The sequence below is a fragment of the Streptomyces sp. NPDC008121 genome, assembly GCF_042957155.1.
Classification (GTDB): Bacteria; Actinomycetota; Actinomycetes; order Streptomycetales; family Streptomycetaceae; genus Streptomyces.
The window spans coordinates 829088-842249 of sequence record NZ_JBIBHT010000002.1 but is presented as its reverse complement, the minus strand read 5'-3'; the positions used below and the strand labels follow the sequence as shown (position 1 = coordinate 842249).

At 72.3% G+C, this 13162-nt stretch carries 13 protein-coding genes; 6 read left to right on the top strand and 7 right to left on the bottom strand.

The genetic code is table 11. From position 1 onward, the window contains the following. Positions 1-53: 53 nt before the first annotated feature. Positions 54-1406: an FAD-dependent oxidoreductase gene (locus tag ACFZBD_RS09300; RefSeq protein ID WP_391138082.1), complete on the bottom strand. Its 1353-nt coding sequence runs from the start codon at positions 1404-1406 to the stop codon at positions 54-56. 218 nt (positions 1407-1624) lie between these two features. Continuing rightward, on the bottom strand, positions 1625-2275 hold the full coding sequence (locus tag ACFZBD_RS09295; RefSeq protein WP_391138079.1) for a DUF305 domain-containing protein: 651 nt from the start codon (positions 2273-2275) through the stop codon (positions 1625-1627). A 231-nt stretch (positions 2276-2506) separates the two neighbouring features. Here ACFZBD_RS09295 and ACFZBD_RS09290 point away from each other — a divergent pair, with 231 nt between their 5' ends. Continuing rightward, positions 2507-4027: an LVIVD repeat-containing protein gene (locus ACFZBD_RS09290; RefSeq protein ID WP_391138076.1), complete on the top strand. Its 1521-nt coding sequence runs from the start codon at positions 2507-2509 to the stop codon at positions 4025-4027. Here the strand turns inward: ACFZBD_RS09290 and ACFZBD_RS09285 are convergent. The 4 genes from ACFZBD_RS09285 to ACFZBD_RS09270 form a co-directional block, all read right to left on the bottom strand. Continuing rightward, positions 4003-4677, bottom strand: a complete 675-nt coding sequence (locus ACFZBD_RS09285; protein ID WP_391138073.1) for a TetR family transcriptional regulator — start codon at positions 4675-4677, stop codon at positions 4003-4005. The two genes, ACFZBD_RS09290 and ACFZBD_RS09285, sit on opposite strands and share 25 nt — an antisense overlap. 129 nt (positions 4678-4806) lie before the next feature. Beyond that, on the bottom strand, positions 4807-5484 hold the full coding sequence (locus ACFZBD_RS09280) for a phosphatase PAP2 family protein (RefSeq protein ID WP_391138071.1): 678 nt from the start codon (positions 5482-5484) through the stop codon (positions 4807-4809). 42 nt (positions 5485-5526) lie between these two features. Next, positions 5527-6465: a M48 family metalloprotease gene (locus ACFZBD_RS09275; RefSeq protein ID WP_391138068.1), complete on the bottom strand. Its 939-nt coding sequence runs from the start codon at positions 6463-6465 to the stop codon at positions 5527-5529. A 70-nt stretch (positions 6466-6535) separates the two neighbouring features. Beyond that, a complete protein-coding gene (locus tag ACFZBD_RS09270) occupies positions 6536-7126 on the bottom strand; it encodes a DUF5134 domain-containing protein (RefSeq protein WP_391138065.1) in 591 nt (196 codons plus the stop codon). A 175-nt stretch (positions 7127-7301) separates the two neighbouring features. On the opposite strand from ACFZBD_RS09270, the gene ACFZBD_RS09265 reads away from it, so the two are divergent. Next, a complete protein-coding gene (locus tag ACFZBD_RS09265; RefSeq protein ID WP_391138059.1) occupies positions 7302-7853 on the top strand; it encodes a GNAT family N-acetyltransferase in 552 nt (183 codons plus the stop codon). A 33-nt stretch (positions 7854-7886) separates the two neighbouring features. Here ACFZBD_RS09265 and ACFZBD_RS09260 read toward each other — a convergent pair whose 3' ends face one another. Continuing rightward, complete coding sequence (locus tag ACFZBD_RS09260) at positions 7887-8570, bottom strand: glycerophosphodiester phosphodiesterase family protein (RefSeq protein ID WP_391138055.1); 684 nt, start codon at positions 8568-8570, stop codon at positions 7887-7889. 310 nt (positions 8571-8880) lie between these two features. Between ACFZBD_RS09260 and ACFZBD_RS09255 the strand changes: the two genes are divergently transcribed. From ACFZBD_RS09255 to ACFZBD_RS09240, 4 genes are all read left to right on the top strand, one after another. Next, positions 8881-10287, top strand: a complete 1407-nt coding sequence (locus tag ACFZBD_RS09255; protein ID WP_391138052.1) for a DUF6421 family protein — start codon at positions 8881-8883, stop codon at positions 10285-10287. A 26-nt stretch (positions 10288-10313) separates the two neighbouring features. Next, positions 10314-11072: an SDR family NAD(P)-dependent oxidoreductase gene (locus ACFZBD_RS09250; RefSeq protein WP_391138563.1), complete on the top strand. Its 759-nt coding sequence runs from the start codon at positions 10314-10316 to the stop codon at positions 11070-11072. Positions 11073-11080: 8 nt separating this feature from the next. Then, entirely contained in the window at positions 11081-12151 is a 1071-nt protein-coding gene (locus ACFZBD_RS09245) for a beta-eliminating lyase-related protein (protein ID WP_391138561.1), read from the top strand. Positions 12152-12446: 295 nt separating this feature from the next. After that, positions 12447-13139, top strand: coding sequence for a phenylalanine--tRNA ligase beta subunit-related protein (locus ACFZBD_RS09240; protein WP_391138049.1), 693 nt, complete (start codon positions 12447-12449; stop codon positions 13137-13139). The last annotated feature ends 23 nt before the right edge of the window (positions 13140-13162 follow it).

Here is a 13162-nt window from a genome sequence, read left to right as displayed (position 1 = left end):
CCCTGGACCATGTCCGGGAGGCCCCGCCGCCGGGACCGCCGCCGGGGGCGGGTTCAGGCCGCGTCCGGGCGGGCCGCGGCGCGTAGGCCCGCCCAGTCCGCGATCTTGACCCGGCCGCGGCCGAGCGAGCGGCCCAGGGCCGCCTCGGCGGTCTCGATGGCCAGCCAGCCGGGCCAGGCGACCGGCTCGTGGCCCAGGTCGCGCAGCGCCGTCAGCGGGTCGGGCGCCACCGCCCGCCCGGCCAGCCCTTCCGCGTCCGCCAGCAGCGAGGTCACCGTCTCCTTCGCGCAGGGCCGGTTGCTGCCGATGACCCCCATGGGCCCGCGCTTGATCCACCCCGCCACGTACTCGCCCGGCGACGGCACGCCCTGCCGCAGCACCCGGCCCGCCGTGTGCGGCACGGTTCCCCGGGCGTCGTCGAAGGGCAGCCCGGGCAGCGGCACCCCTCGGTAGCCGACGGCCCGCAGCACCAGTTGCGCCTCGATCTCCTCGAACCGGCCGGTGCCCCGAACGCCCCCGTCGCCGTCCGGCTCGGTGCGTTCGAAGCGGACCGCCGTCACCCTGCCGTCCTCGCCCAGCAACTCCACCGGCCGCAGGAAGAACCGCAGGGTGAGCGAGCGCGCCCCCGCCGGAACGGGCGCTGCCGCCGCCCAGCCGCGGACGACCTCCACGTTCCGCCGGTTCGCGGGAGCGAGACCCGCGGGGTCGGCGAAGGAGGGGTCGAGCGCCAGATCCGCCGGTTCCACCCGGATCCGGGCTCCGGGGAGCGCGCCCAGCTCGCGCAGCTCCTTGGTCGTGAACTTGGCCTGCCCGGGACCGCGCCGGCCCACCATGTGCACCTGGCGCACCCGGCTCGCCTCCAGTGCCGTCAGCGCCCCCTGCGGCACATCGGTGGCGCGCAGCCCGTCCGGGCCGCGCGCCAGGATCCGGGCGACGTCCACCGCCACGTTCCCGGCCCCGATCACCACCGCCGAGCGCCCGGCGAGCCCGAAGCCGTCGGCCACGGCATCGGGGTGCGCGCTGTACCAGGAGACGAAGTCCGTCGCCGAGAAGCTGCCCGCCAGCTCCTCGCCGGGGACCCCGAGCCGCCGGTCGCGCGCCGCGCCGACGCAGTACACGACGGCGTGGTACAGCTCCAGCAGGCGGGCCGGTGTCAGCCCGCGCGCGCCGACCTCGACATTGCCGAGGAAGCCGATCCGCTCGTCCTCCAGCACGGCCCGCAGGTTCTGCTGCAGGGATTTGATCTTCTCGTGGTCCGGTGCGACGCCGTAGCGCACCAGGCCGTACGGGCAGGGCAGCCGGTCCAGGACGTCCACCCGCACGTCGGGGACCGCGGTCTGCTGGACCAGCGCCTGGGCGGTGTAGACCCCGCTGGGCCCGGAACCGACGACAGCGACTCGAAGCACGGCCGTACTCCTTCCCGCCGCGGGGATCCCTGCCGAGAGGCTTCCAGCATCCCACCGCCGGCCCCCGCGCGGGAGGTCCACGCGCCCGTGCCGCGCTACCCTCACGCGCCTGGGTCCGCCCACGCGCCCGTGCCGCGCTACCCTCACGCGCCTGGGTCCGCCCACGCGCCCGTGCCGCACCGCCCTCACGCGCCTGGGCCCGCCCCGCCCGCATCGCCCTACATGGACCGCATCCGGTTGATCTCCGCGGTCTGCTGGGCGATCACATCGCTTGCCATCTCCTCCACGAGGACGTTGTTGCCCTCGCCGAGCACCTCGGCCGCCATCGACACCGCTCCCTCGTGATGGGTGATCATCAGCCGCAGGAACAGCTCGTCGAACGCCTTACCCCGGGCGGTCTTCAGCTGGGCCAGCTGCGCCTCGGTCGCCATCCCCGGCATCGAGTGGTGGTCGTGCCCCTTCTGCGGACGCGGGCCACCGTTGTTTTTCAGCCAACCTTCCATCGCGCCGATCTCCGGCCGCTGCGCCGCAGCGATCCGTTCCGCCACCTTCTTCACCTGGGGTGAATCGGCCCGTTGCGGGGCGAGGGCGGTCATCGTCAGCGCCTGCCGGTGGTGCACGATCATCATCTGCGCATACGTGAAGTCGGCGGAGTTGGGCTTGTCGTCGGGCAGCAGCCGGGCCGCCTCCTCCGGGGATATCCGACGCGCCTCCTCGCCCGGTCTGCCGGGGGCCACCACCGCCGGCGAGCCGGAGCCCTGGCCGCGCGGAGCCTCCCGGTCGGAGCCCGACTCGCAGCCGGTCAGCGCCCCCGCGATCACGGCGCTCAGCGCGACGGCGACGGCTGCACGCGTACGGCGGTTCGACAAGACGACCTCCAGAAAGGCTTCGAGAAGGTTTCCGGCATGACGGCATCACGGCCTGCGGGCGCGGCGCCGAGGAGACCGTTCCCAACGCCCGCTCCCCGCACGCCTCATCCGGTCGCCGATCAAAATCCTTGATGACGTCCGTGTTGCCATCTGTTGAGATGTGCACGGCAAGGACGATACTGCCGACGTCCATCGACCGTTCAACCGCGAACGGACACAAGGGAGGACGGAGTGACTTCGTTGCGTACCACGCGTACTCCGCGCGCACGGATCAGAGGTCTGGGTGTGGCCACCGCCGCGGCCGGACTGCTGGTCGGCCTGCTCGCCGCCGGCCCCGCCGCCGCCACGCCCGATCCGGGTGACGCCACCGTGCGGGGCACCGTCTCGGCGGAGCAGGCCGCCGAGGCCCGGGCCGCCATCCAGAGCGGCGAGATACCCGGAGTGGACGAGATCGTCCACTCCGCCAACATCAAGCACCTCGCCAACATCCCCAAGGACGCGCTCAAGGGCACCAACTCGGACCTGGCCTTCCAGGGGAAGTACGCCTTCGCCGGCAACTACGACGGCTTCCGGATCTTCGACATCAGCCGGCCGTCCGCCCCGAAGACCGTCGCCCAGGTGCTCTGCCCCGGCTCGCAGAACGACGTCTCCGTCTCCGGCGACCTCCTCTTCCTCTCCACCGACTCCTCCCGCAGCGACGACTCCTGTGCCAGCACCACCCAGCCGGCCACGGAGAAGTCCTCCTGGGAGGGCATGAAGATCTTCGACATCAGCGACATCCGCAACCCGAAGTACGTCGCCGCCGTCGAGACCGCGTGCGGCTCGCACACCCACACGCTGGTGCCCGAGCGCAGGAACGTCTACGTCTACGTCTCCTCGTACTCGCCCAACGCGGCCTTCCCGGACTGCCAACCCCCGCACGACGGCATCACGGTCATCAAGGTGCCCCGCAAGGCGCCCGAGAAGGCCGCGATCGTCGGCTTCCCCGTCCTCTTCCCGGGCGAGGGTCCGGACGGCGGCGGCAACCCTGGCGGCCCGACCAACCCGGGCGTCTCCAAGACCACCGGCTGCCATGACATCACCGTCCTGCCCTCCAAGGACCTCGCGGCGGGCGCCTGCATGGGTGACGGCATCCTCTTCGACATCAAGGACCCCGAGCGCCCGCGGGTGATCGACCAGGTCCAGGACAACGTCAACTTCGCGTTCTGGCACTCGGCGACCTTCAACCAGAAGGCGAACAAGGTCGTCTTCACCGACGAGCTGGGCGGCGGCGGCGCCGCCACCTGCAACGCGGAGGTCGGCCCGAACCGCGGCGCCAACGGCATCTACGACATCGTCGGCAAGGGCGACCGGCGCGAGCTGGTCTTCCGCAGCTACTACAAGATCCCGCGTCACCAGGCCGACACCGAGAACTGCGTCGCGCACAACGGCTCGCTGATCCCGGTCAAGGGCAAGGACCTGATGGTCCAGTCGTGGTACCAGGGCGGTGTCTCCGTCTGGGACTTCACCGACTCGCGCAGGCCGAAGGAGATCGCCTTCTTCGAGCGCGGCCCCCTCTCGGCCACCTCGCTGGTCGGCGGCGGCACCTGGTCGGCGTACTACTACAACGGCCACATCTACTCGAACGACATGGCGAAGGGCTTCGACGTCCTGCGGCTCGACGACCGGCGCACCGACGCCGCCAAGCGGGTCCGGATGCACGAACTCAACGTCCAGACCCAGCCGGACTACTCCGACGACTTCGACGACTGACCGGGCACCCGGTCCGGCCCCCCGGACCGGTCGTGCGGCATGCCGTCGGGCGGACCTCCGTCCGGCGGCATCCCCATCTCCCAGTCCAGGCCGTACCGCTGGAACAGCTCCGCCCGCAACCGCGCCATCGGCATCGGCGCGCCGGGCAGCAGCACCGCCACCACCGCGCCCATCAGCAGGGCCCGCAGCAGCGGATACTCCGTGTCCACGTCCGGGGAGCCGTACCGCGTGACCGTGTCCCGCAGCAGGAAGGCGAGCCGCTGCTGCTCGTCGCACTGCACGAACCCCTCGGCCTGCAGGATGCCCGCCATGTGCGTCCGCATCAGCACCGGGCGGCTCACGGCCAGCCCCAGGACCGCGTCGATCGCCCGGGCCATCCGCTCCCGCCCGTCCTCGGTACGCGGCTCGCGCTCCAGCGCCTCCTCCAGCGTCAGATGCATCAGCCGGTGCACCGCCGACTGCAGCAGGTGGCGCTTGCCCGGGAAGTAGTACGAGATCAGCCCGCGCGCCGAACCGGCCCGCTCGGCGATGTCGCCCAGCGTGGTGGCCTCGAAACCCCGCTCGGAGACCAGCTCCACGGTGGCTTGCAGAAGCCGTTCGCGCGAACGCCTCCGAAGCTCTTCATTGACCGATGCGCTACGCGGGGACATGCTGGACTCCTGCGTTGACTGGCTCGCAGCCAATATACTCAGCGCATCCTGCTGTCGCGCCTTCGTGCCTGGTCAGCGGGTTTGCCGTCTGTTCTGGGCGACGCGGGGGATCGTCCAGGACAGACGGCTTCAGTGCGTTTCCCCCATTCTCCTCCGGTCGCTCCCGGGACGCCCCGGACCCTCCCGGCCCGCCCCTTTTCCGCGGTACGTGACGATCGCCACAGCGACGAAGGTCCAGCCGAGCAGCCACCCCGCCACCACGTCCGATGGCCAGTGCACCCCGAGATAGACGCGAGTCCACCCGACGCCCAGCACGGACACCACGGCGGCCACGGTGAGGAGGCTCCACCCCCGCCAGGTCTCCCGCCAGTGCAGCGCCAGCACCCAGAGCAACAGCCCGCAGCTCACCATGGCCGTCATGGCGTGCCCGGAGGGGAAGGCGGCGAAGTGGGCGGTGTCGACCGGGTCGGTCCAGCTCGGGCGCTCCCGGCCGACCGCCGCCTTCAGCCCCTGCTGCACCGCCGCGGCCAGCGCGGTCGTCACGACGAGCCACAGGGCGAGCCGGCGCTCGCGGTGCCACCAGAGCGCCACCACGGCGGCGGCGATCAGCGCCCGCATCGTGAGGGGGTCCCACACCCAGTCGCTCAGGACCCGGTTGAGCCGGACGAGGCCGGGCTCGGCGACGGCGTTGTCGTGGAGCGTGTCCGTCACGGACCGGTCCAGGGCGAGCAGCGGGGGCCATCCGAAGGCCACCAGGGCGAGCAGCAGCACGGACAGGGCACCGGAGACGACGGCGGAGGAACGCATGCCACGATCTTCCCCGAGCCGTGCGAAGTACTCCGGTGGGCGCTACCAGCCCAGTGCCCTGAGTGCGGGGACGAAGGCCACCACGACGGGGACCACGGGCACCAGGGCCGCCGCGGCGGTCAGCCGCAGCCTGCGCCCGGCCGTGAAGCGCGGGGCGGCCGTGAGGAGGCGGTTCACCCGGTGCGGCAGATCGGCGTCCTGCGCCTGCCCGGGCCCGAACACCCCGCGGTCCTCGTTCAGTTCCACCAGTGCCAGCGCGATCGTCAGCCGCCCGAACCGGCGCGAGGCCACGTCGTCGGCGGCCAGCTCCACCAGCCGGTGCATCTGGTCACGGAAGGCCGCGAAGACGGGGATCCCGGGGAAGCCGTCGGCCAGCGCGGCCGAACAATGGCGCAGCCAGTCGTGTCGCGCCCGGGCGTGTCCCTGCTCGTGGGCGAGCACGGCGTCCAGCTGGCGTCCCTTCAGCCGCCGCAGGGCGGCGGTCGTGATGACCAGCTGCGGCGCGGCGCCCGACAGCCACCAGGCGTCCGCCCGCTCGCCCTCCAGCACCACCAGCCGCTCGCCGCCGGGCTCCTCCCCGGGCAACAGCGGGGAGCGGACGAGCAGTTCGCGACGGCGCTGCCGCCGACGGGCCCGGGCCCGGCCGATCTCCCGGCCGAGCATGGCGCCGGTCCACAGCCCGCCGCAGGCCAGGACCACGGCGAGCGCTCCCGACCAGGGCTGGTGCGTGCCCAGTTCGTACGCCTCCAGGACTCCGCTCGGGGCCGGGGCGAAGACCCGTCCGCGGACCGCCTGCCAGGCGGCCGCCGCGCTGAACGTCATGGAGAGCGCGAAGCTCAGCAGGACCGCCGCGACCACGCACTGCCACACCCAGAGCGCCACCACGGGCTCGCGCTCCGCCCAGTCGGACCGCGACAGCAGCCGCGGGGCCACGGCGGCGGTCAGGACGCCGAGCGCGAGCAGCGCGAGGGAGACCAACATGGCGTCAGCCTATGAGTGCGGTGCCACCCGGGGGTATGTCCTCGCGCGCCAAGTGACGTACGCCACGGTTTCACAGCGTCAGCAGCATCGCCAGCATCGCCAGTGCCATCGACAGCCGGCACACCCGGGTGAACTCCGGCCGGGCGTCCGCGGCGACCGGCGTCGGCCCGGCCGGGACCGCCGCGGCCGGGAGGGTCCCCGGGACCAGCCGCGCCCCGGACCACAGGACGTACCCCGTGTAGTACGCGAGGAGCAGCCCTGTCAGGACCGGAACGCCCCCCGTGCCGTCGGCTCCGTGCCCCCCGTGCCCCCCGTGTGCGCCCGCGCCCGGGGCGGCCATCACCACCGCCATGTAGACCATGGCCGAGGAGCCCACGAGGTGGTGGAGGTGGTGTCCGCCCCGCCGGGCCGCGACCAGCGAGCGCAGCGCCGCGGTGCCGAACACTCCGGCGTACACCGCCCAGCTCCATGCCGGGGGCGTGAGCACCGCCGCGGGCAGGGCCATCGCCGCCATCCCGAGGCCCATCACGGCCTCGCCCCCCGCCGCCCTGCGCTCCTGTCCGGCACGGCCGCGCGTGCGCAGCAGGCAGTACACCCCGCTCGCCCCGCACAGCACCACCGACAGCCACGCCGGCCAGGCCGACCACGCCGGTCCGTGCACGGCACACCTCCCCCTTCGACGGCGCCGCTCGGTCCTCTGCTGCATGCCCGTCGCCACGGGTGCACACGCGAGCGCAGAGGCGCGCGGGGGTGTACGAGGGGGAGTGCGCCGCCCGATAGGCTCGGGGCGATCGCCTCCACCGATCGCTCACCGCCCCGAGGGGAGACCGCAGACCATGGACACCGCCGTGCCCCAGGACACCAGCCGGATCGGCTACCGCGACGCGGTCGAGGACGACGTCCCGGTGCTCGTACCGCTCATCGAGTCGGCCTATCGCGGCGACTCCAGCCGGACCGGGTGGACCACCGAGGCGGACATCCTGGAGGGGCAGCGCACCGACGCGGAGGGCGTGCGGGCGGTCATCACCGCTCCGGGGAGCCGGCTGATGGTCGTGGAGCGCGACGGCGAGGTCGTCGCCTGCTGCCAGCTCGAGCACCGCGGCGACGCGGCCTACTTCGGCATGTTCGCGGTCCGTCCCGAGCTGCAGGGCGCCGGCCTCGGCCGTCGGATCATCGCCGAGGCGGAGCGCCGGGTGCGCGAGGTCTGGGGTGTGCGGGAGATGCACATGACGGTGATCTCGGTGCGCGAGGAGCTGATCGCCTGGTACGAGCGGCGCGGCTACCGCCGTACGGGACGGATGACGCCGTTCCCGTACGGCGACGAGCGCTTCGGCCTGCCGCAGCGCGACGACCTGCAGTTCGAACTCCTGGTCAAGCCGCTGGTCTGAGCCGGCCCCGGGGGCCGTGGGTGCCCCCGGCGTTCAGGCCGTGAACCGGCCGGTGCGGCGGATCTCCGGGTAGTCGGTCGTCGCGCCGTCGAGTTCCAGGGCCCGCACCAGCCGCAGGTGCTCCTGGGTGTTCACCACCCAGCCGATGACGCGCAGCCCCTCCGTGTGGGCCCGTTCCACGGTCTCCAGGGTGAGGTGGCGGATGTTGAGCACGAGGGCGGCGGCTCCGACCGCCTTCGCCCGGTCCACGACGTCCGCGCCCCAGCGGTCCGCCACCAGAGCGGTCCGCACGCCGGGGACCAGCCGGGAGATCTCCGCGAGGGCCTCGTCGTGGAAGGAGAGGACCTCCACCCGGTCGGCCAGGGCCCGGCGCACCATCACCTCGGCGAGGGCCCGGGCGGCCGCCGCGTCCTTGATCTCGGCCTGGAGGGGGGAGCGCACCGCGTCCAGGACCTCCTCGAAGACGGGCACGCGCTCGCCCTTGCCGGCGTCGAGGCCGCGCAGCTCCGCCAGGGTCAGCTCGGCGATCGGGCCGCTGCCGTCGGTGGTCCGTCCGACGTCCGCGTCGTGCATGACGACGAGGGCGCCGTCCTTGCTCAGGTGCAGGTCCAGTTCGATGGCGTCCATCCCGGCCTGCTCGGCGCGGACGAAGGAACGCAGGGTGTTCTCGGGTTCGACGCCCATGACTCCGCGATGACCGATGGTGAGGAAACTCAAGATCTTCTCGCTTCCGTCGATGTCCTGGCCCGGGTCCCGCCGGTCTCCCGGTGGGGGCGCAGCCTAATCGGTGGGACCGAAGAGGGAAGCACGCGCGCGCGGGGTATGCGGGCGAACCGTGCGAGGGGTTGCGGCGCCCGTGCCGCCGCGCCTGCCTCTGCCACCGATGCACGCGCCTAAACCCCGTACGGCAGGAAAATTAGCGGTGACCAGGGGGGTGCGCAGGATAATTTATCCTGGTCCCCTTGTGTGGAGAAGCCGCGGATGGATACGGTGTCCTGACGCGAGGTTCTCCTGTGGAGGAAGAGGAATGACGGAAATTCTTGTGCAGGACGTGACCGGTGGGGGGATATCCACCTCCGCCCCGGTGATCGACCACCCTGCCTGGCCCGAGCTCAAGAAGGCCGTGGAGGAGATCCGTCCCTGGCAGCGCGCGGACGGCTCCATCGACTTCGACGCCGCGGACGCGCCGTCCCACGCCCAGGCAGGGGCCACCGTCGAGCGCGTCGTCGCCGCGGTCGAGCAGCTCTCCCCGCTGCTCCCGCACGACGCCGCATACCACCGCGCCCTCGTCGCCGACCTGCGCGCGTGGGCCGCCGGCGGCTTCCAGGTCCCCGACTTCCTCGACTCCCTGCTGGCCTTCCAGCCGGCCGCCGACCGCGTCGACGGGCTCCAGCACCTGGCGCTCTTCCCGATGTACACGCAGAACGGCAACCCCGACCGCAACCTCGAAGCCGTCGTGCTGCGCATGGTCTGGCCGGAGTGGCTCTCCGAGCTGGAGCGCACCCGCTACGACAACCCGCTCTTCTGCGGCATCACCTTCGAGGACTTCACCGCCGGGTACGACACCAACTCGGCCGTCCTCTTCCCCGAGACCATCGCCGTGCGCGAGGCCCCCGAGCGCTTCAGCTGGGGCGGCATCTTCTGCGACCGCGAGGCCGCCCGCTTCCGCAAGGTCACCGAGGCCGCCGTCGACATCCTCGGCATCGACCTGCCCGGGGACATCGCCGCCATGGTCGAGGACCAGAAGCGCTGCGAGGCCGCCTTCGTGCTCTGGGACATGGTCCACGACCGCACCCACAGCCACGGCGACCTGCCCTTCGACCCCTTCATGATCAAGCAGCGCCAGCCGTTCTGGATGTACGGCCTGGAGGAGCTGCGCTGCGACCTCACCGCCTTCAAGGAGGCCGTGAAGCTGGAGGCCGAGGGCAACGCGCACGGCCGGGACGTGCAGTACGCCGTCCTCTTCGACCGGATGTTCCGCTTCCCGGTCACCGGCGACCGCAACCGCAACTACGACGGTCTGGGCGGCCAGCTCCTCTTCGCGTACCTCCACAAGCACGACGTGGTGCGCTGGACCGACAACACCCTCAAGATCGACTGGCAGCGCGCCCCCGAGGTCACCAATCAGCTCTGCGCCGAGATCGAGAAGCTGTACCGCGACGGCATCGACCGCCCCAAGCTGGTCCACTGGTTCAAGGCGTACGAGCTGGTCTCCACCTACCTCGCCCCGCACCCCGGCTCGCGCTGGGCCAAGGGTCCCGACGCCCTGGACCTGACGCAGCCGCCGCGCAAGCTCGTCGACGACGTGCTTCCGGACGAGTTTCCGCTCAGCATGTTCTATGAGGCCCTGGCCAAGAAGCTCAAGGGTGTGATCGCCTCCACCAAGGGCATCACCGCCGTGAACGCTTCGCGGGCCGAGCAGGCTGCCGCGTGAACCACGTCACGGAGGAGGCGACGACCATGAACGGCAACGGGAACGGCGGACCGCTGGAAGGTGCCGTCATCGCGGTCGCGGGAGCGGCCGGCGCGGCCGGCCGGGCGACGCTGATGCGACTCGCCGACGCCGGCGCGATCGTCGTCGCCTCGGACGCGGATCCGGCCCGGCTGGCCGAGGCGGTCGACGCCGCCCGGTACGCCCACGGCGGCGCCACCGTCGTCGGGGACACGGTCGACCTCCTGGACCTCGGCGCGGCGCGCGACTGGGCCGACAAGACCGAGAAGGAGTTCGGCCGGATCGACGGCCTGGTCCACCTCGTCGGCGGCTGGCGCGGCAGCTCCTCCTTCGCCGAGACCGACCTCGCCGACTGGAGCTTCCTGGAGCGGCTGCTGATCCGCACCGTCCAGTCCACGACGCTCGCCTTCCAGGAGCCGCTGATGCGCAGCGGCCGCGGCCGCTACGTCCTCGTCAGCGCCGCGGGCGCCTCCAAGCCCACCGCCGGCAACGCGGCCTACGCCGCCGCCAAGGCCGCGGCCGAGGCCTGGACCCTCGCCCTCGGCGACGACTTCCGCAAGCAGGGGGGCGACGAAGGCCCCAAGGCCGCGGCTGCCATCCTGGTGATCAAGGCACTGGTCCACGACGCCATGCGCGCCGAGCGACCGAACGCGAAGTTCGCGGGCTTCACGGACGTCAAGGATCTGGCCGAGGAGATCGCCGGAGTCTGGGACCGGCCCGCCCAGGAAGTGAATGGACAGCGTCTGTGGCTGACCCCCAAGCCGTGACCCCCGCGATGCCCCCGAGGACCGACGCGCGTCGTCACCACGACCCGTCGGTCCGGGGCTTCGCCAGCGACAACTACGCCGGAGCCCACCCGGAGGTCCTCGCGGCCATCGCGCTCGCCAACGACGGCCATCAGGTCGCCTACGGCGAGGACGACTACACCGAGCACCTCCAGCGGATCATGCACAGCCACTTCGGGCCCTCCGCGGAGGCCTTCCCGGTCTTCAACGGCACCGGGGCGAACGTCACCGCCCTCCAGGCGCTGACCGACCGCTGGGGCGCGGTGATCTGCGCCGAGTCCGCGCACATCAACGTGGACGAGGGCGGCGCCCCCGAGCGGATGGGCGGCCTCAAGCTGCTCACCGTGCCCACCCCGGACGGCAAGCTCACCCCCGAGCTGATCGACCGGCAGGCCTGGGGCTGGGAGGACGAGCACCGGGCCATGCCGCAGGTCGTCTCGATCACCCAGAACACCGAGCTGGGCACGGTCTACACCGTGGACGAGATCCGGGCCATCGTGGAGCACGCCCACGCCAAGGGCATGAAAGTGCACCTCGACGGCGCCCGGATAGCCAACGCCGCCGCGTCCCTGGACGTCCCCATGCGGGCGTTCACCAACGCGGTCGGCGTGGACGTCATCTCCTACGGCGGCACCAAGAACGGCATGCTCTTCGGCGAGGCCGTGGTCGTCCTGAACCCGGACGCGGTCAGCCACATGAAGCACCTGCGCAAGCTGTCCATGCAGCTCGCGTCCAAGATGCGCTTCGTCTCGGTCCAGCTGGAGGCGCTGCTCGCGAAGGACCTGTGGCTGCGCAACGCCCGGCACTCCAACGCGATGGCACAGCGCCTCGCCGCCGGGGTGCGGGAGGTCGACGGCGTGGAGATCCTCTACCCCGTCCAGGCCAACGCGGTCTTCGCCCGGCTGCCGCACGAGGTCAGCGTCCGGCTGCAGAAGCGCTTCCGCTTCTACTTCTGGGACGAGGCCGCGGGCGACGTGCGCTGGATGTGCTCCTTCGATACCACGGAGGACGACGTCGACGCGTTCCTGCAGGCCCTCAAGGAGGAGATGGCGGCCGGCTGACGGTCATCCCCCCGAGAAGCGGCCCAGCTCCTGCCGACGAGACCTCGTCGGCAGGAGCCGGGCCGCTTCCGTGTCGACGGCCGCGTGCATGAGGCGCGGAGTACGGCCGCTGACGGCCCGCGCGCCGAGGGTGGCGTCCTCCCCAGGCGGCCGTCCGCCCCAAGTCCAATGAAGTGGACTCGCCGGTGCTGTACGCTGAACCGCATCCGGCCGTTCCCGAGCGCGTCGACCTCCGCTCCCGCCCGGCCGTCCCGCTCGCGGACCCTTCCGACGGAACCCTGACGCAAGGACGACGATGCCTCTCACCCTCACCGTGTCCGACGAGGTGCGTGCCCTCGTACCCGGCTTCACCCACCTCGCCGTCGAGGCCCACGGCCTCGTCAACGGGCCGAGCGACGAGGCCAGTTCGGCGCTCCTCGACGACGCCGCCGGACGCCTCGCGGAGCGCCTCGACGGCGCCGCTCCGGACAAGGACCCGCACATCGCGGCCTGGCGGGCCGCCTACAGCGCCTTCGGCGCGAAGCCGTCCCGTACCCGCAACTCCGCCGAAGCGCTCGCCAAGCGCGCGCTCGCGGACGGCGGCCTGCCCCGGATCAACCGGCTCGTCGACGCCTACAACGCGATCAGCGTCGCCCACCTGATCCCGGTCGGCGGCGAGGACCTGGACCGCATCCAGGGCGAGATGCGTCTCCTGCGCGCGGCCGGCGACGAACCGTTCGTGACCATGGCCGGCGGCGAGGAGACCGTGGAGCACCCCGAGCCCGGCGAGATCGTCTGGCGGGACGATGCGGGCGTCACCTGCCGCCGCTGGAACTGGCGCCAGGGGCCGCGCACCCGTATCGAGGAGACCACGGTCAACGCGATCTTCCTGCTGGAGTCGCTGGCCCCCATGACCCACGACGAGCTCCTCGCCGCCGGCGCGGAGCTGGCCGAGTCCCTGGAGAAGCTGAGCCCCGGGGCGCGGATCACGGTCGGCACCCCGGAGTGACGCCCCGCGCGCGGGGACGGTCG